Below are 20472 nucleotides of genomic sequence, written 5' to 3' on the forward strand. Positions count from 1 at the left end.
ATCGTTGTTGTGTGTGGTTTGGTTGTGCTTCGTCGGGGGGGCCGGCGGGGGGGGGGGGGGGGGGGGGGGGCGGCCCGCCCCCCCCCCCCCCCCCGGCCCGGCGGATCAGCGGTAGCCGGTGACGTCGGCGGGCTTGCCCTTGCTCTGCACCTCCTCCATGTAGCGCCAGGCGTCGGGCATGCTGCCGTCGACGTCGGTGACCCCGTACGTCTGGGCGAGCCGGGCGCTGGAGACGGTCTGCCCGGACCAGCGGGCGCGGTCGTCGGCGGCGGCCAGGGCGGCGACGGCCCTGCCCGCGAAGGCCGGCGATTCGGAGATCGCGAAGTGCGGCTCCCGGGCGGTGGCGTCGAGCCAGTTGTCCTCGGTGACGCCGTAGTGCTCCAGCATCGCCTCCGAGCGGATCCAGCCGGGCGTCAGCGTGACGGCGGAGCAGCCGTGCGGGCGCAGTTCGTGGTCCATGGAGAACGCCAGGCGGTTGAGTGAGGTCTTGGCCAGGTCGTAGAAGACGGAGAGGCGGTAGTTGACGGCGTTGTACTCGGCGGTGCCGTCGGTCACCTCGACGAGCAGGCCGCCGGGGTTCCTGATCATGAGTGGCAGGAGGTGGTGGCTGGTGATGAGGTGGGTGTCGATCGCCAGGCGCATCAGGCGCAGCCCGTCGTCCAGCGGGTGCTCCCATACCGGGACGTCCCACTTGGCGAACATGTCGCCGCCCCAGATGTCGTTGACGAGGATGTCGAGGCGGCCGTGCTCGCGGTCGATCCGCTCGGCCAGCGCGCGCACCTGGTCGCCCTCCAGGTGGTCGACGCGCTGGGCGACGCCCCTGCCGCCGGCGCGGGTCACCAGCTCGGCGGTCTCCTCGATGGTCTCGGGGCGGCCCATCTCGGATCGTTCCCCGCGGGTGGTCCGGCCGGTGCAGTAGACCGTGGCACCCGCCTCGCCAAGCGCCACCGCGATGGCCCGTCCCGTCCCCCTCGTCGCCCCGGCGACCACGGCGACCTTCTCCTTCAGCGTGTTGTGCATGGGGACGATGCTGCCACCAAAAGAGGACACCTGATGTCATGTTTTCCCGGCGGTCCGTCCCCGTGTCACACCAGATAGCGGAACCACAGGTACGGCGTGGCGACCAGGATGGTGGCGAAGGTGACGACGAGGCCGTACTTGGTGAACTGCCAGAAGCTGATCGGCGTCCGGTTGCGCGCGGCGATGCCCAGGACGACCACGTTGGCCGCCGCGCCGACCGCGGTGGCGTTGCCGCCCAGGTCGGCGCCGAGTGCCAGCGCCCACCACAGCACCTCCGCCTGGCCGTTGCCGCCGTTGGCGTTCACCAGCTCGGCGACGATCGGGCTCATGGTCGCCACGTAGGGGATGTTGTCCACGATCGCCGAGATGACGGCGGAGATCCACAGCAGGCCGATGGCGGCCACCCCCAGACGGCCCTGGGTGGCCTCGACGGCGGCCTGGGAGACCTGCTTGATGACGCCGGTCTCGACCAGTGCGCCGACCATGACGAAGAGCCCGGCGAAGAACACCAGGGTGGGCCACTCGACCTCGCGGATCGCCTCCTCGGTGGTGACCCTGGTGACCGCCACCAGGACCCCGGCGCCGAGGATGGCCACCACCGACGGCTCGTAGTGCAGCACGGGGTGCAGGACGAAGGCGGCCAGCACCAGGGCGAGCACCGTGAGGCTCTGCCACAGCAGGCGGCGGTCGGCGATGGCCTCGCGCTCGTTCAGCTGCATGATCTCGGCGGCGCGCTCGGGGTCGTAGACGAACGCCTTGCGGAACAGCAGGCGGCACAGGCCGATGAACACGACCATCAGCACCACCACCAGCGGCGCCAGGTGGACGAGGAAGTCGTTGAAGGTCAGCCCGCCGCGGCTGGCGATGATGATGTTGGGCGGGTCGCCGACCAGGGTGGCGGTGCCGCCGATGTTGGAAGCCATGGCCTCGGCGATGAGGAACGGCGCGACCGGCAGTGCGAGCCGCTCGCACACCAGGAACGTCACCGGGGCGATCAGCAGGACCGTGGTGACGTTGTCCAGCAGCGCCGACGCGACCGCCGTGATCACCAGGAGCAGCACCATGAGCCGGAAGGGGCGGCCCCTGGCCCGTTTGGCGGCCCAGATCGCCAGATACTCGAAGACGCCCGTCTGTTTGAGCACCCCGACGATGATCATCATGCCGAGCAGCAGGAAGATGACGTTCCAGTCGACGCCGGTGTGCTCGGAGAAGAACGCGGCCCGGCCGTCGGTGGCGTGGATGATCAGCATGATGCCGGCCCCGCCGAGCGCCGCCGCGACGCGGTTGACCTTCTCGCTGGCGATCAGCGTGTACGCGCCGAGGAAGATCGCGACCGCCAGCCACGCGGTGACCGTCACGACGAGAGCACCCGGCCCAGCAGCCTGGTCAGCAGGACGGCTCCCAGCAGGCGCCCGTCGTCCATGACCGCGACCAGGGGGCTGGAGGTGCGGGCCATGAGCGCGGCCACCTCCAGCACGGTCGCGTCGGGGTCGGTCACCGGCAGTTCGCGGGGGTCGTCCGGCATGCAGTCGCGGACGGTGCGTCCGGCCAGCGACCGCAGGAACGCGTCGGCGTGCGCCTCGTCCACCACCCGGGCCAGCGCGGGATCGTCCAGGCAGTAGCGCGGCACGGCCAATCGCAGCACCGCGGTGGCGGGCAGCACGCCGACGGGTGAGCCGCCGTCGTCGACGACGATCAGCGCGAGCAGGTGCCGGTCGGCCACGATCCGGGCGGCGTCGGCCGCCGGGGCGTCGAGGGGGATGGTGGGGAACTCGCTGACGAGGTCGCGGGCGCGCATCGGATGCACCGGCACTTTCGGGGTCGACGACAGAACTGCCGACCAGACTTCCCGGCTCACCCCGCCGGTCAACCTATCAAGCCGCGGCGGGGATCAGTGCTCCGGCGGGCCGGGGACCACGATCATCGGGCAGGCGGCGTGGTGGATCAGCGAGTGGCTCACCGAGCCGAGCAGCAGGCCGCCCAGCTCACCGCGTCCCCGCGACCCCACGACCAGCAGGTCGGCCCGCGCGGACAGGTCCCTGAGCACCTCGACCGGGTGGCCCTGCTCCACCTGTTCGACGACCTTGACGTCCGGGTGGCCCTCACCCCGGCCGGCCAGGGCCTCGGCCAGGACCCGCCGCTCGTCTTCGGCCGTCTCGCGCGCCGGGAACGGGGCGACGGGCCGCCGCCAGACGTGGACGGCCCGCAGCGGGGCGCCGCGCAGGGCCGCCTCGGCGAAGGCGAGGTCGACGGCCGCCGCGCCGCCCGGGGATCCGTCGACGCCGACGACCACCTCGCCGCGCGAGTGGGCGGGCAGGTCGCGCACGACGGCCACCGGGCAGGAGGCGCGGCCGGTCACGCCGAGCGCGATCGAGCCGAGCAGCATCCCCCGGAACCCGCCCAGCCCGTGGCTGCCCACCACCAGCAGCTCCGCCTCCCGGGCGGCCTCCAGCAGCACGTTCCGGGGCTCGCCGGGCAGCAGCTCCGTCTCCGTCTCGACGCCGCCGCCCTCCTCCTCCACCCGGGCCAGCGCGCCGGTCAGTGTGGCGGCGGCCCCGTCGCGCATCCACCGGCCCACCTCGGCGTACGGGGCGCCCTCGGTCATCCGCAGCGGCCAGGCCGGCATGACGTGCACGACGCGCAGCGCGGTCCGGCGCAGGCGGGCCTCCCGGACCGCCCAGCTCACAGCGCCCAGGCCGGCGTGCGAGCCGTCGACTCCCACCAGGATCACGGTGTCCTCCCCCTGCTCTCGCGGGCCCGCGGCCCGGTCGTACGGTGCTCCCGTGCGCTCGCGAGCGCTTCCGGGCGCTCCCCCGAATGATCACCCGTCAGTGCGGCGGGCGTTCCTCCAGCACCTCGGAGACCGGCCGCCGGGTGGCGGCGTTCTCGTCGAAGGTGAACCCGAGACGCATGATCATCTGCGGGTACTCGCCGGACAGCAGCTCCTGCCGGATGAACTCCCGCAGGTGGTGCGCCTCCAGCGCCTGGGTGTGGAAGGCGGCGCTGAGGCCGTACGCCGAGGCGTGCAGCAGCACGCGCTGCAGGGCCTGGCCGGCGGTGACCCAGTCCTCGCGGGAGTCCCCCCGCGTGGTCAGCACGGCGACCGTGCCGGTGGAGGTGCCGAAGAACTGGTCGCTGTCGTTGCCCCAGGGGTGGCCGTGGGCGTAGTCGCGCTGGGCGAAGTGCGGGCGGGTCCGCCGGGGCTCGCGGGGGTAGCCGCCCGCCGGGACGCCGTCGCCCCGCATGCTGCCCGGGGGCCGGGCCCAGCGGACCACCTCCAGGGAGAACAGCCGGTCCTGCGACTGCACGTCCTGGGCGGCGGAGGTGAGGGCGGCGAGCACCCGGACGGCGGCCTCGGCGTGGATCGGCGTGAGCCGCGCGCCCTCGGCGGCGGCCTGGGCGGCCAGCGTCTCCTCCAGGCGCTCGGGGACGGGCAGCTCGGTGAACCCGGCGCGGTGGGTGCGGCGGCGTTCGATCTCGGCGTGCAGCAGGGCGGTGTGCTCGTCGGGGACGACCGTCCCGCCGACCCGCACGGTCGCCACCAGGGCGGGACGGTCGGGGTCGGGCAGGATCCGCACGAGGGGTTCGTGGCCGAGGCGGCGCAGCGTGAGCCGTATGTTCGCCAGGGCCGCGCCGCAGCTGATCAGCAGCTCGCGGCCGGCGGCGTCGCCGATCCGCAGCTTGCGGTCGCTGTCGGCGCGCAGGGCGATCTCGTCGCCCTCGACGGTGAAGGACCACGGCTGGGTGTTGTGCACCGACGGCGCCCAGACCGCGGCCTGGACCGCCGCCCTCGTCGCCGAGATGATCTCCTCGATCGGGTGAGCGCTCATGACCGTCCTCCGCCGGGCGTCCGCGCGGAGGCGGCCCGCGCGCCCGGGACATCCTTGGTCGTCATCATCGCCTCCTCCTGTCGATCGTCCCCGGACGGCGGCCCGGCGGTCAGCGGCGAAAGTCCCCGATGGCAGGGACCATGGCCCCGGTACGGTTCCGTCCTCCGCCCGGAGGCCACGCCGGGGATCCGGCCGCCGTCCGGGCCGCGGCGGGGTCACGCCGGGGAGCGGACGCCGAGGGCGAGGGAGAAGTAGGCCTCCTCCTCCTGGTCGAAGTGGAGCAGCAGCACCGCGTGCAGGCCGTACAGGCAGGAGCGCAGGTCGTCGAGCTGCTCCGGGCGGAGCCCGGCGTCCCCGGCGAGGTCGAGGTGTCGGCCCAACCGGCGGACGAGCCGTTCGATCTCCGCGTGCGCCCTGCTCATCGTCATGGTCACCTCGGGGCCGCCGAGGACCTGGCCCATCGCCGGGTACAGCGCGCGTTCCTCGGCCCGCTCGTGCGGGAGGAGCCGCCCGGTGAGGAAGCGGTGGACCTCCCGCAGGCGTTCCAGGTCCTCGGGGCCGGGGCGTTCGCCCAGTTCGTCGGCGGTCCGGCGGATCAGTTCCAGCGGCGGCCGCAGCGAGGAGTGGTCCAGCTCGAAGCGGCGCAGCAGGGACTCGGTGGCGGCGTCCACCTCCGGGCGGGTGCCGCGCGCCGGGCGCAGCGCCCGCAGCGCGTTGACGATCACCGCGATGTCGATGGCCTCCTGCAGCAGCGCGCCGGCCGCGGGCGGCAGCAGCCCGGCCGCGGCGGCGGCCATGGCGAGCAGCGACATCGCCATCCCGGCGGCGGCGCTCTGCACGGCGATGCGCCGGGAGCGGCGGGCGACGTCCATGGCGTCGGCCAGGCGGTCCAGCCGGTCGGCGGTGAGCACCACGTCGGCGGCCTGGGTGGAGGCGGCCGAGCCCCGGGCGCCCATGGCGACCCCGACGTCGGCGGCGGCCAGGGCGGGGGCGTCGTTGACGCCGTCGCCGACCATCACGGTCACCGCCCGGCCGGTCTCCCGCCGTACCGCCGCGACCTTGTCCGCGGGCGTCTGCCCGGCCAGCACGCGGTCCACGCCGAGGACCACGCCGACGCTCTCGGCGACCTCGGGGCGGTCCCCGGTGAGCATGACCACCCGGTCGATCCCGGCCTCGCGCATCCGGCGCAGGGTCCGTGCCGCGTCGGACCGCACGGTGTCGCGGAGCAGGATCACCCCGGCCGGTTCGCCGTCGGCGGTCACCCAGACGGTCATGGCGCCGTCCAGGGCGGCCCGCGCCCGCTGGACGCGTTCCCACTCCGGGTGGGTGGGGGCGGTGGCCTTGCCGACCTCGATGCGGCGGCCCTCCACCAGCCCCTCGGTGCCGGTGCCCGGCCGCTCGACCACGCCGGACGGCTGCGGCGGGGAGACGCCGCGTTCCCGGGCGGTGCGGACGATCGCCTCGGCGAGCACGTGGGACGACATCCGGTCCACCGCGGCGGCCCAGCGCAGCACGTCGCCGGGGTCGGCGCCGGGCGCGGCCACGACGCCGGAGACGTCCGGCCGGCCCGAGGTCAGCGTGCCGGTCTTGTCCAGCACCAGTGTGCGGGCCTGCCCGAGCCGCTCCAGCGCCCCGCCGCCCTTGACGACCACGCCGTGGCGGGCGGTGCGGGACAGGCCGGAGGCGATCGCGGCGGGCGCGGCCAGCAGCAGCGGGCAGGGGGTGGCGACGACCAGCACGGCGACGGCGCGGACCGGGTCGCGGGACAGCCACCAGGCCGCCCCGGCCACGAGCAGCGTGAGGGGCAGGAACCAGGCGGCGAAGCGGTCGGCGAGCCGTACGACGGGGGCGCTCTCCGCCTCGGTCTCCCTGGCCAGCCGCACGACGCCGGCGTAGGCGCTGTCGGCCGCGGTGCGGGTGGCTCGCAGGTCGAACGCGGCGCCGGCGTTGACGGCGCCGCTGCGCACCGGCCGGCCCTCGGGGTACTCCACCGGCAGCGACTCGCCGGTCAGCGCCGACTCGTCCAGCAGCGCCGAGCCGGCGGCGACCACGCCGTCGGCGGGGACGGTCTCGCCAGGGGGGACCATCAGCAGGTCGCCGGGGCGGACCGCGTCCACCGGGACGAGGCGGGGCTCGCCGCCCTCGTAGCGCCGGGCCGAGCGGGGGGCGCGCTCGTACAGCGCGGTGAGGTCGCGCCGGGCGCGGCGCAGCGCGTGCTCCTCCAGGGCCCGGCCGGTGGCGAGCATCACGCCGATCAGCGCTCCGGCGAGGTACTCCCGTACGGCGAGCGCGCCGCCCAGGGCGAGGACGGCGATCGCGTCCACGCCCACCCGGCCGCCGCGCAGCGCCGAGACCACCCACCACGCCGCGGGCACGAGGGCCACGACGGTGACGGCCGCCCACGCGACGCCGGCCGCGGCGGGCGCGCCGGCCAGGTACAGCGCGCCGCCGCACACCAGCCCGGCCACGGTGACGGCGAGCAGGGCGGCGGTGGCCCGGTGTGCGACGCGGCCGGGGCCTGCGGCGTCCCTGGCGGTCCCCGCGGCCGTCCCCTCCGTGTCCCGGGCGGCCCCCGGGCCGGCGGGGCCGGAGCCGGCGCGGTCCTGACGAGGACCGGCGCGGTCCGGGCCGGGGCACGCACGGTCCTGACGGGGCCCGGCGCGGTCCGGGCCGGGATCGGTGCGGTCCCGGCCGGGATCGGTGCGGTCCGGGCCGGTGCGGTCGGTGCGGTCCGGGCCGGTGCGGTCGGGGTCGGGGTTCATGCCCGTACGACCGCCACCGGGCAGCGGGCGTGGTGCAGTACCCCCCGGCTGACCGAGCCCAGGATCGCCGAGCCGATCGTGCCCATGCCCCGCGAGCCGACGACGACCAGGTCGGCCTCGGCCGACGCCTCGACGAGGGCGTCGACGGGGTGGGCGCTGGAGACGTCCTCGATCACCGGCACGTCGGGAAGCTTCTCCCGCCAGGCGGTGAGCTTCTCGCGCACCATGCGGTCCTGGTAGCGGCGGACCTCGTCCATGTCGTAGGTGACGTCCGGCGCGAAGGCGTGCACCGGGAGCTGCCAGGCGTGGACCGCGCGCAGCGGGCAGCCGCGCACCCTGGCCTGCTCGAAGGCGTAGGCGAGGGCGGGGTCGGACTGCGGGGAGTCGTCGACGCCGACGACGACCTCGCGGCGGTGCTCCTCCCCTCCGGGGCGGACGACGACCACCGGGCAGCGGACGTGCCCGGCCACGTAGGTGCTCACCGAGCCGAGCAGGGCGCTGGCGAAGCCGCCCAGGCCGCGGCTGCCGAGCACGATCTCGGCGGCGTCGCCGGCCTGCTCGCACAGGCTCCTCGTCCGGGACCCCTCGATGAGCTCGGTGGTCACCTGCAGCGTCGGCTGGTGGGCGCGCGCCCGGCTCTCGGCCTCCTCCAGCACCCGGCGCCCGCTCACGACGAGCGCGCCCGGCCACTCGGGGGCGGCGAACCGGGGGACGTCGTACGGCCCGCGCTCCACGACGTGCACGAGGCGCAGCGGCAGCCGCCGCCGGAAGGCGTCGTCGGCGGCCCACCGTACCGCCCTGTCGGCATCGGGTGAGCCGTCCACCGCGGCGACGACGGGCGCGGGGCCGCCGGCCGCTCCGGGAACCGGCCGGCCGGTGTCGTTCGGGAACATGGTCTCCTCCTCAGGTCCTGCGCGTCCTCGGGTCCTCGGGTCCTCGGGCGGGGCCCGCCGGCCCGCGGCGGGCTCAGTCGCGGTCCTTGACCACCGCCACCGTGCATCCGGCCCGCCGGAGCACCTCCCGGCTGACCGAGCCGAGCAGGCGGCTCCGCACCGGGCCGAGCCCGCGCGAGCCGACGACCAGCAGCCGCGCCCGGTGGCTGCCGGGCAGCAGCACCGGCAGCGGCGGGCCGCCGACCGTGCTGGTCGTGACGGTCACCCCGGCGGTTCCCCGGGGCAGTTCGGCGACGGCCTCGGCGACCCACCGCTCCAGCTCCTCCCCCGGCCTGCCCGGCCCGTCCCGGCGGGCGTGGATCGCGTGGATCGGCAGCCGGTGACCCCGGGCGTACCCGAGCGCGAACCGCAGGGCCGCCAGCGAGCAGGCCGACCCGTCCACCCCGACCACGACGGTCTCCGCGCGCCCCGCCGCCGATTCGGTCCCCCGTACGGCCAGCACGGGGCAGGCCGCGTGCGCGGCGACGTGGGCGCTCACCGAGCCCACGAGCAGCCCGGCCGTGCCGCCGCGGCCCCGGGCGCCGAGCACCAGCATCTCCGCCGTCCGGCCGAGCGAGACCAGCTCCGCCCCGGGGTCCCCCCGCAGCAGCACCGGCCGTACGGCGCGGCCCGGCAGCAGCCGTTCGGCCAGCTCCACCCCCTCCGACAGGACGAGCCCGGCGAGACCGCGTTCACGCGCGGTCACCGCCGCCTCGCGTTCGGCCCGGGGGCCGTCCCACACGTGGCAGACGGTCAGCCTCCCGCCGCGCACCCCGCACGCCCGTGCCGCCCACTCGACGGCGGCGCGGCTCTGCGCGGACCCGTCGAACGCGACGACGATCTCGCGTCCCGCGCGGGGGCGGGAGGCGGCGCCGTACGCGACCCGGGACAGGAAGTGGATCCGCGCGGCGAGCTGCGCGTCACCGCCACGAGTCATGCGGCAGCACCGGGACCAGGCGGAACATCCCCGTCATGAGCTCCGGCGGCTCCCCGTCGCCGGCCTCCTCGCCGATCCGGCCGGCCACCGCCCGCAGGACGTCGGTGGTGGTCACCATCCCCACGATGGTCCCGGACTCCCCCAGGACCGGGATCGCGGCGGTGCCGGCGCCGATCATGGCCGCCGCGGCCTCCCTCAGCGGCGCGTGCGCCGAGATGCGGGGGCAGCGGTGCCCGGAGACCAGGTCGTGGACGCGGACCCGGGACTGCTCGGCCGGGCCGCCCGACCAGCGGGCGGTGATGTCCTCGCGGGTGAGGACGCCCACCAGGTGGCGGTCGCCGTCCACGACCGGCAGGTGGTGGACGCCGGCCCGGCGCATGATCTCCCAGGCCAGCAGCGGCGACTCGTCGGGGTCGACGGCGACGAGCGTCCGGCTCATCACCCGGCCGACCGTGAGGTCGCGGACGTCCGGCTGGCTCTGCACGTCCATCACGCCTCCCCTCGGGCGCGCACCACGGCGACGGGGCAGTGGGAGTGGTGCAGCACGCCGTGGCTCACCGAGCCGAGCAGGGCCGAGCCGGCGCGGCCCAGCCCGCGGGAGCCGACGACCACCAGGTCCGCGTTCCGCGACGCGTCGCGGATGACCGCGACCGGGTGCCCGCAGACCACCGTCTCGGTCACCTCCACCTGCGGGTACTTGTCCCGCCAGGGGGCGAGCGCGTCCTTGATGATGTGCCGTTCGGAGGCGGCGATCTCCTCGATCAGCGGCGTGTAGGCGGTGGCGCCCGGTCCCACGACGGGCATCTGCCAGGTGTGCACGGCGTGCAGCCGGGCTCCGCGCCGGGCGGCGTCCTCGAAGGCGTACTCCAGGGCCGCGACCGAGTGGGCGGAGCCGTCGAAGCCGACGACGACCTCGCCGGCCGGCTGCTCCCTCGGCTCCCCCTTGACCACCACGACGGAGGCGTTCACGTGCCCGGCCAGGGCCAGGGAGACCGAGCCGAGCAGCATGCCGGTGAATCCGCCCAGGCCGCGGCTGCCGACCACGACCTCCCGGGCGTCGGCGGCCTCGCGGCGCAGGACCTCCACGATCCTGCCCGGCTCCAGAACGGCGTCCACCTCCAGCTGGGGAGCGTGCTCGCGGGCCAGGTCGGCGGCGCTTTCGAGCATCCCCCGGCAGTACTCGGCCATGGAGTCGCGGAAGCCCGGCGGGGTCTGGAGCGGGAGGTCGTAGGTCCACGGTTCGCACACGTGCACGATCCGCAGGGCCCAGCCGCGCCGGACCGCGTCGTCGGCGGCCCATCGAACCGCGGCCCGCGCCGGGGCGGAGCCGTCCGTACCCACCAGTACGTGCGCTGTCATGTCACCCTCCTCAGGTTCATCACCGTCCATCCGACACCCGGGCCGTGGTCCGCCGCAGCGGCCGAAAGACCCGTCCGCCAGGGACTTCCGGTCCGGTTGCCGACGCTCCGGTCCGGCTGCCGTCGCCGTCACGGGCCGGAGCCCGCCCTCGCCTCCTCCCGTGAAGCGGCCCGTCCGCCGCCTCCTCCCGTGAAGCGGCCCCTCCGCCGCCTCCTCCCGCTCCCCCCGCGAAGCCCTCCTCCCGCAGGGCGCCGCCGTCCGCGTCCCTCGTGTCTCACCCCTCCTCCGGAGACGGCACCACAGCGACCGGGCAGTGGGCGTGGTGCAGCACGCCGCGGCTGACCGAGCCCAGCACGAGCGAGCCGAGCCCGGTCAGGCCGCGCGAGCCGACGACCACGAGGTCGGCCCGGGCCGAGGCCTCGCAGAGGGCGGACACCGGGTGGGCGCAGACGGACGTCTCGGCCGTCTCCACCTGGGGGTGGTCCTCGATCCACGACTCCAGCACCCCGTGCACCGCCTCCCGGCCGGAGGCGAGGGCGTCCTCGGCCAGCGACGAGCAGCCGGCCGCGTACGGGGTCATCACGGTCGCGTGCCAGGCGTAGACCACGCGGAGGCGGGCGCCGCGGCGGGCGGCCTCGGCGAAGGCGTACTCCAGCGCGGCGCGGGACGCGGCCGACCCGTCGAACCCGGCGACGATCTCCCCCTGAACGGCCTCCTGGGCGCCGCGCACCACGACCACGGGACAGGCCGCCCGGCCGGCCAGGCCCACCCCGACCGACCCGACCAGCATGCCGGCGAAGCCGCCCAGGCCCCGGCTGCCGACGACGACCTGGACCGCCCGGCGGGACTCCTCCAGCAGCGTCTCGATGACCCGCCCGGTGACGAGCACCGGCGTCACCTCCACGCCGGGCGCCTGCTCGCGGGCCAGGTCCACGGCGGCGGAGAGCATCTCCTCGCAGGCGCGCGACACGCCCACCGGCGCGCCGGGCACCCGCGCGCCGGGCACCTGCGCCCCGGACGGCTGGACGCCCGGCACCTGCACGTACGGCAGGTCGTAGGCCCACGGCTCGCAGACGTGGACGACGCGCAGGCCGCACCCGCGCCGGGCGGCGTCGTCGGCCGCCCACTTCACCCCGATCGACGCCGGCCTCGATCCGTCCGTGCCGGCCACCACGTGCCCGCCCATGGTTCCTCCCGTCCTGCGTCACCGTCTCCTGTTCTCCGCGCCCGGGGATCAGGGATTCTCGAGGTCCTCCAGGTTCTCCGGGTCCGCCGGGTCCGGCCGGTCCCACGGCGGGGGCACGACCGCGACGGCCCCGGAGGCGTGCCTGACCAGGGAGCGGGTCATCAGCCCCAGGTGCCCGGACAGCAGCGCCGACCGGCCCGCCCCGGCCACGAGGAGGGTCGCCTCGGCCGACGCGGTCAGCAGCGCCTCCTTCGGCGCGGTGGTGCTGAGGCAGACGTCGACGGTGACCTTCGGGTACTTCTCCTGCCAGCCGGCGAGGCGCTCGTCCACCCACTCCCGGCAGACCCGGGCCGAGTCGTCGATGTCGGGCAGCGGGGCCATGGCCACGCCCCACGCCGTGAGGTGACGCGGATGGCCGGCGTGCATGACGAGCAGCCGCAGCCGCCACAGCGCCGCCTCCTCGAAGGCGAACTCCAGCACCTCGTCGGAGGTGGTGTCCTTCAGGCCGAGCACCACCGGGCCGGCGTGCAGCGGCACGGGGATCGGGCCGGTCCCCCGGGTGATGACCACCGGGGCCCGCGCGTGGGCGGCGACGGAGGAGGCGGTGGAGCCGATCACCGACCGGGCCGGGGCGTTCCGCCCGCAGGAGCCGATCACGACGAGTTCGGCGTCGGCGGACAGCTCCACCAGCCGCCGGGCGGCGTGCCCCTCGTAGAGGTCGGCGGCCACCTCCACGATCGTGCTGCACGCCCGCGCGCAGTCGGCGCCGTGCCGCAGCACCCGCCCGGCCGCCTCCCGCCGGCGTTCCCCGGCGTCCTCGCCGGCCTCGCCGTACGGCCACTGCCAGGCGTGGACGACGGTCAGCGGGAGCCGTCTGAGCTCGGCCTCGTCCATGGCCCACTCCAGGGCCTGCAGCGAGTGGTCCGAGCCGTCGTAGCCGGTCACGACCCTGCGCCTTCTCCTCCGCGGTTTCACCATGCTGTTCCCCTCGGTACTTCCCTTGATGTCCGTGCCCGGGGACGGCGGACGGCGGGTGGCCGTCTCAGCCGCCCCCGGCCAGCCGTACCGCCGTCACCTTGTACTCCGGGCACGACGTCACGGTGTCGGTATGGTCGGAGGTGAGGGTGTTGACCCCGTTCCCGGGGAAGTGGAAGGCGCAGAACACCTGCCCCGGGGCCACCTCGCCGGTGAGCCGGGCGAGCAGCGTGGCCCGGCCGTGCCGGCTCTCCACGACCACCGGCGCGCCGTCGGCGAGGCCGTACCGGGCGGCGTCCACCGGGTGCAGGTCGAGCCGGTCGTCGGGGTCCAGCAGGAGGTTGCCCGTACGGCGGGTCATGGTTCCGGAGTTGTAGTGCGCCCAGCGCCGCCCGGTGACCATGACCAGCGGGTAGCGGTCGTCCGGCGTCTCACCCGGCGGCAGGTACGGCGGGGCGGCCAGGCGGGCCAGGCCGTCGGGGGTGGCGAACCGCTCCCGGTACAGGCTCGCCTCCCCGGGGGCGGCGGGGTCCGGGCACGGCCAGGGGACGGCGCCCTCGGCGTCCAGCCGTTCGTGCGACAGCCCGGCGAACAACGGGGCCACCGCGGCGCACTCGGCCAGCGCGGCGGCCGGGGTGGGGCAGCCGAGGTCCACGCCGAGCGCGGCGGCGACGGCGTTGATCACCGCGAAGTCGGACACGGCCTCCCCCGGCGGGTCCAGCGCGGGGCGGACCCGCTGGAAGCGGCGGTCGAAGTTGACGAAGGTGCCGTCCTTCTCCAGCCACGACGCCACCGGCAGCACGACGTCGGCGCGGCGCGCGGTCTCCGAGGGGAACAGCTCCTGGCAGATCACCAGCGGGCAGGCGTCGAGCGCCTCGGCGACCCTCCCCGCGTCCGGGTCGGTGGCGCAGACGTCCTCCCCCATGATCCACAACGCCCGCAGCGTCCCGGCGCGGGCGGCGGCGAACATCTCCGGGATGCGCATGCCCGGCCGTTCCGGGACCGGCGCGCCCCAGACGGCCTCGGCCCGCCGCCGGGTGTCCGGGTCGTCGACCCTGCCGTAGCCGGGCAGCGTGTCGGGCAGCGCGCCCATGTCGGAGGCGCCCTGGACGTTGTTCTGGCCGCGCAGCGGGTTGACGCCGAAGCCGCGGCCGGTGCCGACCGCGCCGCGCAGGATCGCCAGGTTGGCCAGCGCCCGCACCCCGTCGGTGCCGTGCAGGTGCTCGGTGACGCCGAGGCCGTAGAGGATCGCGGGACGTCCGGCCCCGCCGTACAGGCGGGCGGCTGCCACCAGGTCGGCGGCCGGGACGCCGGTGACGGCGGCCACCCGCTCCGGCGGGTAGTCGCCGAGGAGCGCGGTCAGCTCCGGCAGGCCGGTGGCGCGGCTCCGCAGGAACCCCTCGTCGATCATCCCCTCGGCCAGCAGCACGTGCGCCAGCCCGTGGAACAGGGCGACGTTCGTCCCGGGGCGGGGCCGCAGGTGCACGTCGGCGTGGCGGGCCAGTCCCACGGCCCTCGGGTCGGCGACGATCAGCCGCGTCCCGTCCTCCAGGACGCGGCGCAGCAGCCGGGCCCCCACCACCGGGTGGGCCTCGGCCGGGTTGGCGCCCACCAGCAACAGGCAGTCGGCGCGCTCGACGTCCTCGAAGGCGTCGGTGCCGCCGGGCAGGCCGAGGGAGGCGGTCAGCCCGGCCGCCGAGGGCGAGTGGCACAGCCGGGAGCAGTTGTCGACGTTGTTCGTGCCGAGGACGACCCGCATGAGCTTCTGCAGCAGGTAGTTCTCCTCGTTGGTGGCCCGCGCCGAGGAGATCGCCGCCACCGCGCCGGGGCCGCCTCCGGCGACGGCGGCCCGCAGTCCCCGGGCGACGTGGCCGAGCGCCTCGGCCCAGGTGACCTCCTCCAGGCGGCCGTCGCGGCGCAGCAGCGGCCGGGTGAGGCGGTCCGGCGCGCGCAGGAAGCCGTGGGCGAAGCGGCCCTTGACGCAGGCGTGGCCGCGGTTGACCGGGCCGTCGCGGCCGGGCAGCACGGCCGCGACCTCGCCGTCGCGGGTCAGCACGTCCAGCGAGCAGCCGACGCCGCAGTAGCCGCAGGTGGTGCGGGTGCGCGCGGTCACCGCCGCCCGGCCGCCGAGCGGCAGGCCGGGTTCGGTGAGGGCGCCGGTGGGGCAGGTGTCGACGCAGCCGCCGCAGGCCACGCAGTCGGAGTCGATCCACGGCCCGCCCGTGCCGGGGGCGACGACCGCGTCCGCGCCGCGGCCGGTCAGCGTGAGGGCGAAGGTGCCCTGGACCTCGGCGCACATGCGTACGCACCGGCCGCAGGCGATGCACAGGTCGCGGTCGAGGCGGACGTAGGGGTGGCTGTCGTCCCGGCCGCGCCCGCCCGGCGCGCGGGCGGTCTCCGGGCCGACGCCGAGCGCCCGGCACGCCTCGGCCAGCTCGCTGCCGGCGTCGCCGGCCAGGGCGCGCGGCGGCAGTGCCGCCACGATCAGCTCCACGGCCTCGCGGCGCAGCCCCGCCATCTCACCCGAGGCGACCTCCACGGAGGCGCCGCCGGCCGCCGGGGTCACGCAGGCGGCGACGACGTGCCCGCCCGCCCGTACCAGGCAGGTACGGCAGGAGCCGGCCGGCGACAGGCGGTCGTCGTGGCACAGCGCGGGCAGCGTCGCCGGCCCGACGCCGGCCGCGCGCACCGCGTCCAGCAGCGAGGCGTCCCCGCCCACCCGGACGACGACGCCGTCCACCGTCACCTCCACCGGAGCCGCCCGCGCGACCCCGGGGACCGCCGCCTCGGGGTCCCCCGTCCCGGGAGCCGCGGTCCCGGGAGCCGCCGTTCCGGGGGTGCCCGCCCGCGGCGGGCCGGGGTTCACGGATCCCACCCTTCGAGGCGGTCGCCGTAGGCACGGGCGAGGCTGCGCACGGCGGCGGGGACCCGGCGGCCGAAGGCGCACAGGCTGGCCTGGTCCATCACCCGCAGCAGCCGCGCGTACTCCTCACCGGGCGGCCCGCCGTCCCGCACCGGCCCCCCGCCGTCCACCGGCCCCCCGCCGTCCACCGGCCTCTCGCCGTCCACCGGCCTCTCGCCGTCCGCCGCCGGGTTCTCCGCTCCGGTGGCACCGGGTGCGCCGCCGGAGACCTCGGACGCGGTGCCGTACCCTGCGGGGGCGGGCTGCCCGCCGTACCCGGCGATCTCCAGGCCGCGGCGGGAACCGACGCGGCAGGGCGAGCAGGCGCCGCAGCTCTCGGCGGCGGCGAAGGCCCACACGTGGCGCAGCACGTCGCGCGGCGCCGGGCGCCGGTCGAAGGCGACGAGGCCGGCGTGCCCGAGCGCTGCGCCGCGGGCGGCCAGGGCCTCCTCCGTCAGCGGCACGTCCAGCCCGCCGGGGGCCAGGAAACCGCCCAGCGGACCGCCGACCTGCAGGACGGCGAGCTCGGCGCCGTCGCGCAGGCCGCCGCCCAGTCCGGTGACGACGCGCGACAGCGGCGTGCCCAGCTCGACCTCGTAGCAGCCGGGCCGGGCGAACCGCTCCGACAGACAGACCAGCTTCGTGCCGGTCTCGGCCGGGGTGCCGCGGCGGGCGTAGGCGGCGCCGCCCCGGCGCACGATCCACGGCACCGCGGCGAGCGTCTCGATGTTGTTGACCACGGTCGGATCGCCCCACAGTCCCTCCCGGACCGGGTACGGCGGGCGGGGCCTGGCGCAGCCGCGCTCCCCCTCCAGTCCGGCGATGAGGGCGGTCTCCTCCCCCGCGACGTAGGAGCCGGCCCCCGCGACGACGTGGACGTCGACACCGACGCCGGTGCCGTGGACGTCGCGGCCCAGATGCCCGGCGGCGCGGGCCCGGTCCACCGCGGCCCGCATCGTGGCCAGGGCGAGGGGATACTCCGAGCGGACCAGCACCACGGCCCGGCGGGCGCCGCAGGCGAAGCAGGCCAGCGCGATCCCCTCCAGCACCCGTTCGGGGTCGGACTCCATCAGCAGCCGGTCGGCGTAGGAGCCGGGGTCCCCCTCGTCGCCGTTGGCCACGACCACGGTGGCGGGCGAGCCGCCCGCGGCGGCCCACTTCGCGGCGACCGGGAACCCCGCGCCGCCCCGTCCGCGCAGCCCGGAGGCGGCCACCTCGGCGGCCACCCGCGCGGGGTCGCCCTCCCGGACCACCCGGGGCCACACCTGCCAGGCGGCCTCCCGGCCGGTGATCCCGGCGAGCACGACGGGGTCTCCGGTGGCGTCGGCGACCGGGATCGGCGGCGTCCGCGGCGGCACCCGGCCGGAGAGCTGGCCGGCGAGATCGGGACCGGTGCACGGGAGGTCACCGTCGAGACAGGCGGGGCCCGCGTAGCAGTAGCCGAGGCAGCGCACCCCCTGCAGCGAGACCTCGCCGTCGGGGGTGACGCCGTCCACGGCGACGCCGAGCGTCTCCTCCACCTCGGTCAGATGGCGGCCCGCGTCGGCGGCGAAGCAGGCCGCCGCCGTGCAGATCCGTACGTGCCGGCGGCCGTGCGGGACGGCGAGGTCGGCGTAGAAGGTCGCGGGGCCCAGACCGGCGGCGGCCGGCAGGCCGAAGGCGCGGGCCATCCCCGGGGCCCACGCCGCCGGGCCGCCCGGCACGGTGGCGGCGGCCCCGGCCAGCGAGTCGATCAGCCGGGCACCGGGACGTCCGCGCCGGTCGGCCAGCGCGCGGAAGGCGTCCCAGCGGGCGACCGCGTTCATAGACCCATGATGAACCCGCCCGGTTCGCCCCTCTGGCGCCATGGGAGTACCGCGATGGGACTTTTGCCGCTTCTCTACCGTTCCTCGCACTCCTCACGCTTCTCACGTTCTTGCACTCCTCACGCTTCTCACGTTCTTGCACTCCTCGCGGTCCTCACACTCCTCACATTCCTGCGCTCCTCGCGTTCCTCGCGCCCCCGCCCTTCTCGCGCTCCTCGTACTCCCGCCCTTCTCGCGCGGTGGACGCCCGCGGGAAAGTTTCAGCGCCGACCTGCCGTTGCCCGCCGTACGGAAAGCGTTTCCTTGACAGGGGCCGGGCCGGTGACCACCCTCCCCGTGGGAGCGCTCCCATAAGGAGGGCTCACGACCGCCGCAGCATCGGAAGGAAACTCACCGTGCGTCAACGAACCGCACTCCTGTCGGCAGCGGCCGGGGTGCTGGCCGCCGGCCTCGCGCTCGGGCAGCTGACCGGCCTGGCCAGCGCCGCCGCCGCGGGCCCCGCGCTGAGCGTGGACCTGGCCTCCGGCCGGTACGCGATCAACCCGGACATCTACGGCATGAACTTCGCCGACGAGGCGCTCGCCCGCGACCTGCGGCTGCCGGTCCACCGCTGGGGCGGAAACGCGACCACCCGCTACAACTTCCGCAACGACACCACCAACCGGGCCTCCGACTGGTACTTCGAGAACATCCCCAACGACAACCCCGACCCCTCGACCCTGCCGAACGGCTCGGAGACCGACCGGTTCGTCGAGCAGAACCGGGCCACCGGCACGCGGACCATCCTGACCCTGCCGCTGATCGGCTGGGTGGCCAAGGACCGGGCCAAGGCGTGCGGATTCGGCGTCGCCAAGTACGGCGCGCAGGAGTCCACCGACCCCTGGGCCCCCGACTGCGGCAACGGCAAGAAGCCCGACGGCACCCTGATCACCGGCAACGACCCGAAGGACACCAGCGTCGAGGCCGGCCCGCAGTACGTCAAGGACTGGATCACCCACCTCAAGGGCAGGTACGGCGCCGCCGCCGACGGCGGGGTGAGGTACTACGAGCTCGACAACGAGCCCGACCTGTGGCACTCCACCCACCGGGACGTCCGCTCCAAGGGACTGGGCTACGACGAGCTGCGCGACCGCACCTACGATTACGCCGCGGCGGTCAAGCAGGCCGACCCCGGCGCCAAGACCCTCGGCCCGGTCGGCTGGGGCCTGAACTCGATCACCTTCTCCGGCCTGGACCAGGACACCTGCGGCCGGACCGGCTGCTGGAGCAACCCGCCGGACAAGGCGGCGCACGGCGGGCAGGACCTGGGCCCGTGGTACCTCGACCAGATGAAGGCCTACGAGGACAAGAACGGCGTCCGGATCCTCGACTACTTCGACAACCACCTCTACCCGCAGCAGTCCGGGGTGAGCGCCACCGACGCCGGCGACGCCGCCACCCAGGCGCTGCGGCTGCGTTCCACCCGCCAGCTGTGGGACTCCGCCTACGTGGACGAGAGCTGGATCAACCAGCCGGTGCGGATGATCCCGCGGATGCGGGAGCTGGTCGCCCAGCACTACCCGGGCACCAAGGTCGCCATGACCGAGTACAGCTGGGGCGCCTACGGCCACATCAACGGCGCGCTGGCCGAGGCCGACGTGCTGGGCATCTTCGGCAGGGAGAAGCTCGACCTGGCCGCGCTGTGGACCGCGCCCAAGGGCACCGACCCGGTCGCGTACGCGTTCCGGATGTACCGCAACTACGACGGCAAGGGCGGCGCGTTCGGCGAGACCGCGGTCTCCGCCACCAGCGCCGACCAGGGCAAGCTCGCCGTCTACGCCGCCGAGCGCGCCTCCGACAAGGCGCTGACCCTCGTCGTGGTCAACAAGACCGGCGAGGACCTCACCAGCGACATCGCGCTCAAGGGCCGCACCGGCTCCTCCACCGCGCAGACCTACCGCTACAGCGCCGCGAACCTCACCGCGATCCAGCGCGCCGCCGACCAGCAGGTCGGCGCGAACGGCTTCACCGGCACGTTCCCCGCCAACTCCATCAGCACCGTCGTCATCCCCAAGGGCGGCGCCGAGCCCACCCCCACCCCGAGCGTCACCCCGACGGCGACCCCGAGCGCGACGCCCACGGTCGACGACACCCCGACCCCGACCCCGACGCCGGTCGCCTCCTGCACGGTGGCCTACACGGTCACGAACCAGTGGCAGGGCGGCTTCCAGGGCAGCGTCAAGGTCACCAACAACGGCACCACCGCGGTCAACGGCTGGAAGGCCGGCTGGACCTTCGCCGACGGCCAGAAGATCACCCAGTCCTGGAACGGCACCCACGCCCAGAGTGGCGCCGCCGTCACCGTGACCAACGTCTCCTGGAACGGCACGCTCGCCGCGGGCGGCGGCAGCGCCGAGTTCGGCTTCCTGGCCTCCCTCAACGGCACCGCCAACGCCAAGCCCACCGCCTTCACCCTCAACGGCTCCCCCTGCCGGGCGGGCTGACCCCTCTCCCCTCCCCCGCCGCGGCCGGTGACCGTACCGGCCGCGGCGGCTCCGCCGGGTCTGCGGTGTCCGGTTCCTGCCGGGCGCCGGCGACCCGCGGTTCCAGAACCGGGTGTCGGCGGGCGGCTGAGGGGAGGGCTGGGTGGAAGGCGTCGGCCCCGGCCGCCTTCAGGTCCGCTCCGGCGTCGGCCGCCCTGGTCTTCCGCGCGCACGGCGCCCATCCCCGGGCCCCGGGAGATGGGACCTTCGTCTCTGTCGGCGCGGTCCGGCGTCACCGACAG

Annotated in this window: 15 protein-coding genes; 1 reads left to right on the top strand and 14 read right to left on the bottom strand. The window is 75.8% G+C overall.

Annotated elements, in window-relative coordinates; translation table 11 throughout:
- Nucleotides 1-105 precede the first annotated feature (105 nt).
- The 14 genes from AB0D67_RS33365 to AB0D67_RS33430 all read right to left on the bottom strand — a co-directional run bounded on the left by AB0D67_RS33365 (nucleotide 106) and on the right by AB0D67_RS33430 (nucleotide 17708).
- Nucleotides 106-1020, bottom strand: coding sequence for an SDR family oxidoreductase (locus AB0D67_RS33365; RefSeq protein ID WP_362944854.1), 915 nt, complete (start codon nucleotides 1018-1020; stop codon nucleotides 106-108).
- A gap of 65 nt (nucleotides 1021-1085) precedes the next feature.
- Nucleotides 1086-2378 (bottom strand): ArsB/NhaD family transporter, encoded by a 1293-nt coding sequence (locus AB0D67_RS33370; protein ID WP_362944856.1) that lies wholly within the window; start codon nucleotides 2376-2378, stop codon nucleotides 1086-1088.
- Complete coding sequence (locus AB0D67_RS33375) at nucleotides 2375-2818, bottom strand: CBS domain-containing protein (protein WP_362944858.1); 444 nt, start codon at nucleotides 2816-2818, stop codon at nucleotides 2375-2377. Before AB0D67_RS33375 ends, AB0D67_RS33370 begins: the two co-directional genes overlap by 4 nt.
- Before the next feature lie 93 nt (nucleotides 2819-2911).
- Entirely contained in the window at nucleotides 2912-3751 is an 840-nt protein-coding gene (locus AB0D67_RS33380; RefSeq protein ID WP_362944860.1) for a universal stress protein, read from the bottom strand.
- Nucleotides 3752-3848: 97 nt separating this feature from the next.
- Nucleotides 3849-4850, bottom strand: coding sequence for a nitroreductase family protein (locus tag AB0D67_RS33385; RefSeq protein ID WP_362944862.1), 1002 nt, complete (start codon nucleotides 4848-4850; stop codon nucleotides 3849-3851).
- A 215-nt stretch (nucleotides 4851-5065) separates the two neighbouring features.
- Nucleotides 5066-7612 carry a heavy metal translocating P-type ATPase gene (locus AB0D67_RS33390; RefSeq protein WP_362944864.1) on the bottom strand — a complete coding sequence of 849 codons (2547 nt, stop codon included), beginning with the start codon at nucleotides 7610-7612 and terminating at the stop codon, nucleotides 5066-5068.
- On the bottom strand, nucleotides 7609-8505 hold the full coding sequence (locus AB0D67_RS33395; RefSeq protein ID WP_362944866.1) for a universal stress protein: 897 nt from the start codon (nucleotides 8503-8505) through the stop codon (nucleotides 7609-7611). Before AB0D67_RS33395 ends, AB0D67_RS33390 begins: the two co-directional genes overlap by 4 nt.
- A 73-nt stretch (nucleotides 8506-8578) precedes the next feature.
- On the bottom strand, nucleotides 8579-9481 hold the full coding sequence (locus AB0D67_RS33400; RefSeq protein ID WP_362944868.1) for a universal stress protein: 903 nt from the start codon (nucleotides 9479-9481) through the stop codon (nucleotides 8579-8581).
- Nucleotides 9465-9971, bottom strand: a complete 507-nt coding sequence (locus AB0D67_RS33405; RefSeq protein WP_362944870.1) for a CBS domain-containing protein — start codon at nucleotides 9969-9971, stop codon at nucleotides 9465-9467. Before AB0D67_RS33405 ends, AB0D67_RS33400 begins: the two co-directional genes overlap by 17 nt.
- Nucleotides 9971-10840 carry a universal stress protein gene (locus tag AB0D67_RS33410; protein ID WP_362944872.1) on the bottom strand — a complete coding sequence of 290 codons (870 nt, stop codon included), beginning with the start codon at nucleotides 10838-10840 and terminating at the stop codon, nucleotides 9971-9973. The genes AB0D67_RS33405 and AB0D67_RS33410 overlap by 1 nt, the downstream gene beginning before the upstream one ends.
- Before the next feature lie 274 nt (nucleotides 10841-11114).
- On the bottom strand, nucleotides 11115-12026 hold the full coding sequence (locus AB0D67_RS33415; RefSeq protein WP_362944874.1) for a universal stress protein: 912 nt from the start codon (nucleotides 12024-12026) through the stop codon (nucleotides 11115-11117).
- 48 nt (nucleotides 12027-12074) lie between these two features.
- Nucleotides 12075-12971 (bottom strand): universal stress protein, encoded by an 897-nt coding sequence (locus tag AB0D67_RS33420; protein ID WP_362944876.1) that lies wholly within the window; start codon nucleotides 12969-12971, stop codon nucleotides 12075-12077.
- Nucleotides 12972-13068: 97 nt separating this feature from the next.
- Nucleotides 13069-15867: a formate dehydrogenase subunit alpha gene (fdhF, locus tag AB0D67_RS33425; protein ID WP_362944878.1), complete on the bottom strand. Its 2799-nt coding sequence runs from the start codon at nucleotides 15865-15867 to the stop codon at nucleotides 13069-13071.
- Nucleotides 15864-17708: an NAD(P)H-dependent oxidoreductase subunit E gene (locus tag AB0D67_RS33430; RefSeq protein WP_362944880.1), complete on the bottom strand. Its 1845-nt coding sequence runs from the start codon at nucleotides 17706-17708 to the stop codon at nucleotides 15864-15866. The genes fdhF and AB0D67_RS33430 overlap by 4 nt, the downstream gene beginning before the upstream one ends.
- 395 nt (nucleotides 17709-18103) lie before the next feature.
- Between AB0D67_RS33430 and AB0D67_RS33435 the strand changes: the two genes are divergently transcribed.
- On the top strand, nucleotides 18104-20191 hold the full coding sequence (locus tag AB0D67_RS33435) for a glycoside hydrolase family 44 protein (RefSeq protein ID WP_362944882.1): 2088 nt from the start codon (nucleotides 18104-18106) through the stop codon (nucleotides 20189-20191).
- The last annotated feature ends 281 nt before the right edge of the window (nucleotides 20192-20472 follow it).

The sequence above is a fragment of the Streptosporangium sp. NPDC048047 genome, assembly GCF_040653115.1.
GTDB lineage: Bacteria > Actinomycetota > Actinomycetes > Streptosporangiales > Streptosporangiaceae > Streptosporangium.

What these genes read in the sequence shown, in the direction of transcription:
- AB0D67_RS33365 (WP_362944854.1), bottom strand. Translation starts at nt 1,020, where the DNA reads ATGCACAACACGCTGAAGGAGAAGGTCGCCGTGGTCGCCGGGGCGACG.
- AB0D67_RS33390 (WP_362944864.1), bottom strand. Translation starts at nt 7,612, where the DNA reads ATGAACCCCGACCCCGACCGCACCGGCCCGGACCGCACCGACCGCACC.
- AB0D67_RS33415 (WP_362944874.1), bottom strand. Translation starts at nt 12,026, where the DNA reads ATGGGCGGGCACGTGGTGGCCGGCACGGACGGATCGAGGCCGGCGTCG.
- AB0D67_RS33410 (WP_362944872.1), bottom strand. Translation starts at nt 10,840, where the DNA reads ATGACAGCGCACGTACTGGTGGGTACGGACGGCTCCGCCCCGGCGCGG.
- AB0D67_RS33385 (WP_362944862.1), bottom strand. Translation starts at nt 4,850, where the DNA reads ATGAGCGCTCACCCGATCGAGGAGATCATCTCGGCGACGAGGGCGGCG.
- AB0D67_RS33430 (WP_362944880.1), bottom strand. Translation starts at nt 17,708, where the DNA reads ATGAACGCGGTCGCCCGCTGGGACGCCTTCCGCGCGCTGGCCGACCGG.
- AB0D67_RS33405 (WP_362944870.1), bottom strand. Translation starts at nt 9,971, where the DNA reads ATGGACGTGCAGAGCCAGCCGGACGTCCGCGACCTCACGGTCGGCCGG.
- AB0D67_RS33400 (WP_362944868.1), bottom strand. Translation starts at nt 9,481, where the DNA reads ATGACTCGTGGCGGTGACGCGCAGCTCGCCGCGCGGATCCACTTCCTG.
- AB0D67_RS33375 (WP_362944858.1), bottom strand. Translation starts at nt 2,818, where the DNA reads ATGCGCGCCCGCGACCTCGTCAGCGAGTTCCCCACCATCCCCCTCGAC.
- AB0D67_RS33395 (WP_362944866.1), bottom strand. Translation starts at nt 8,505, where the DNA reads ATGTTCCCGAACGACACCGGCCGGCCGGTTCCCGGAGCGGCCGGCGGC.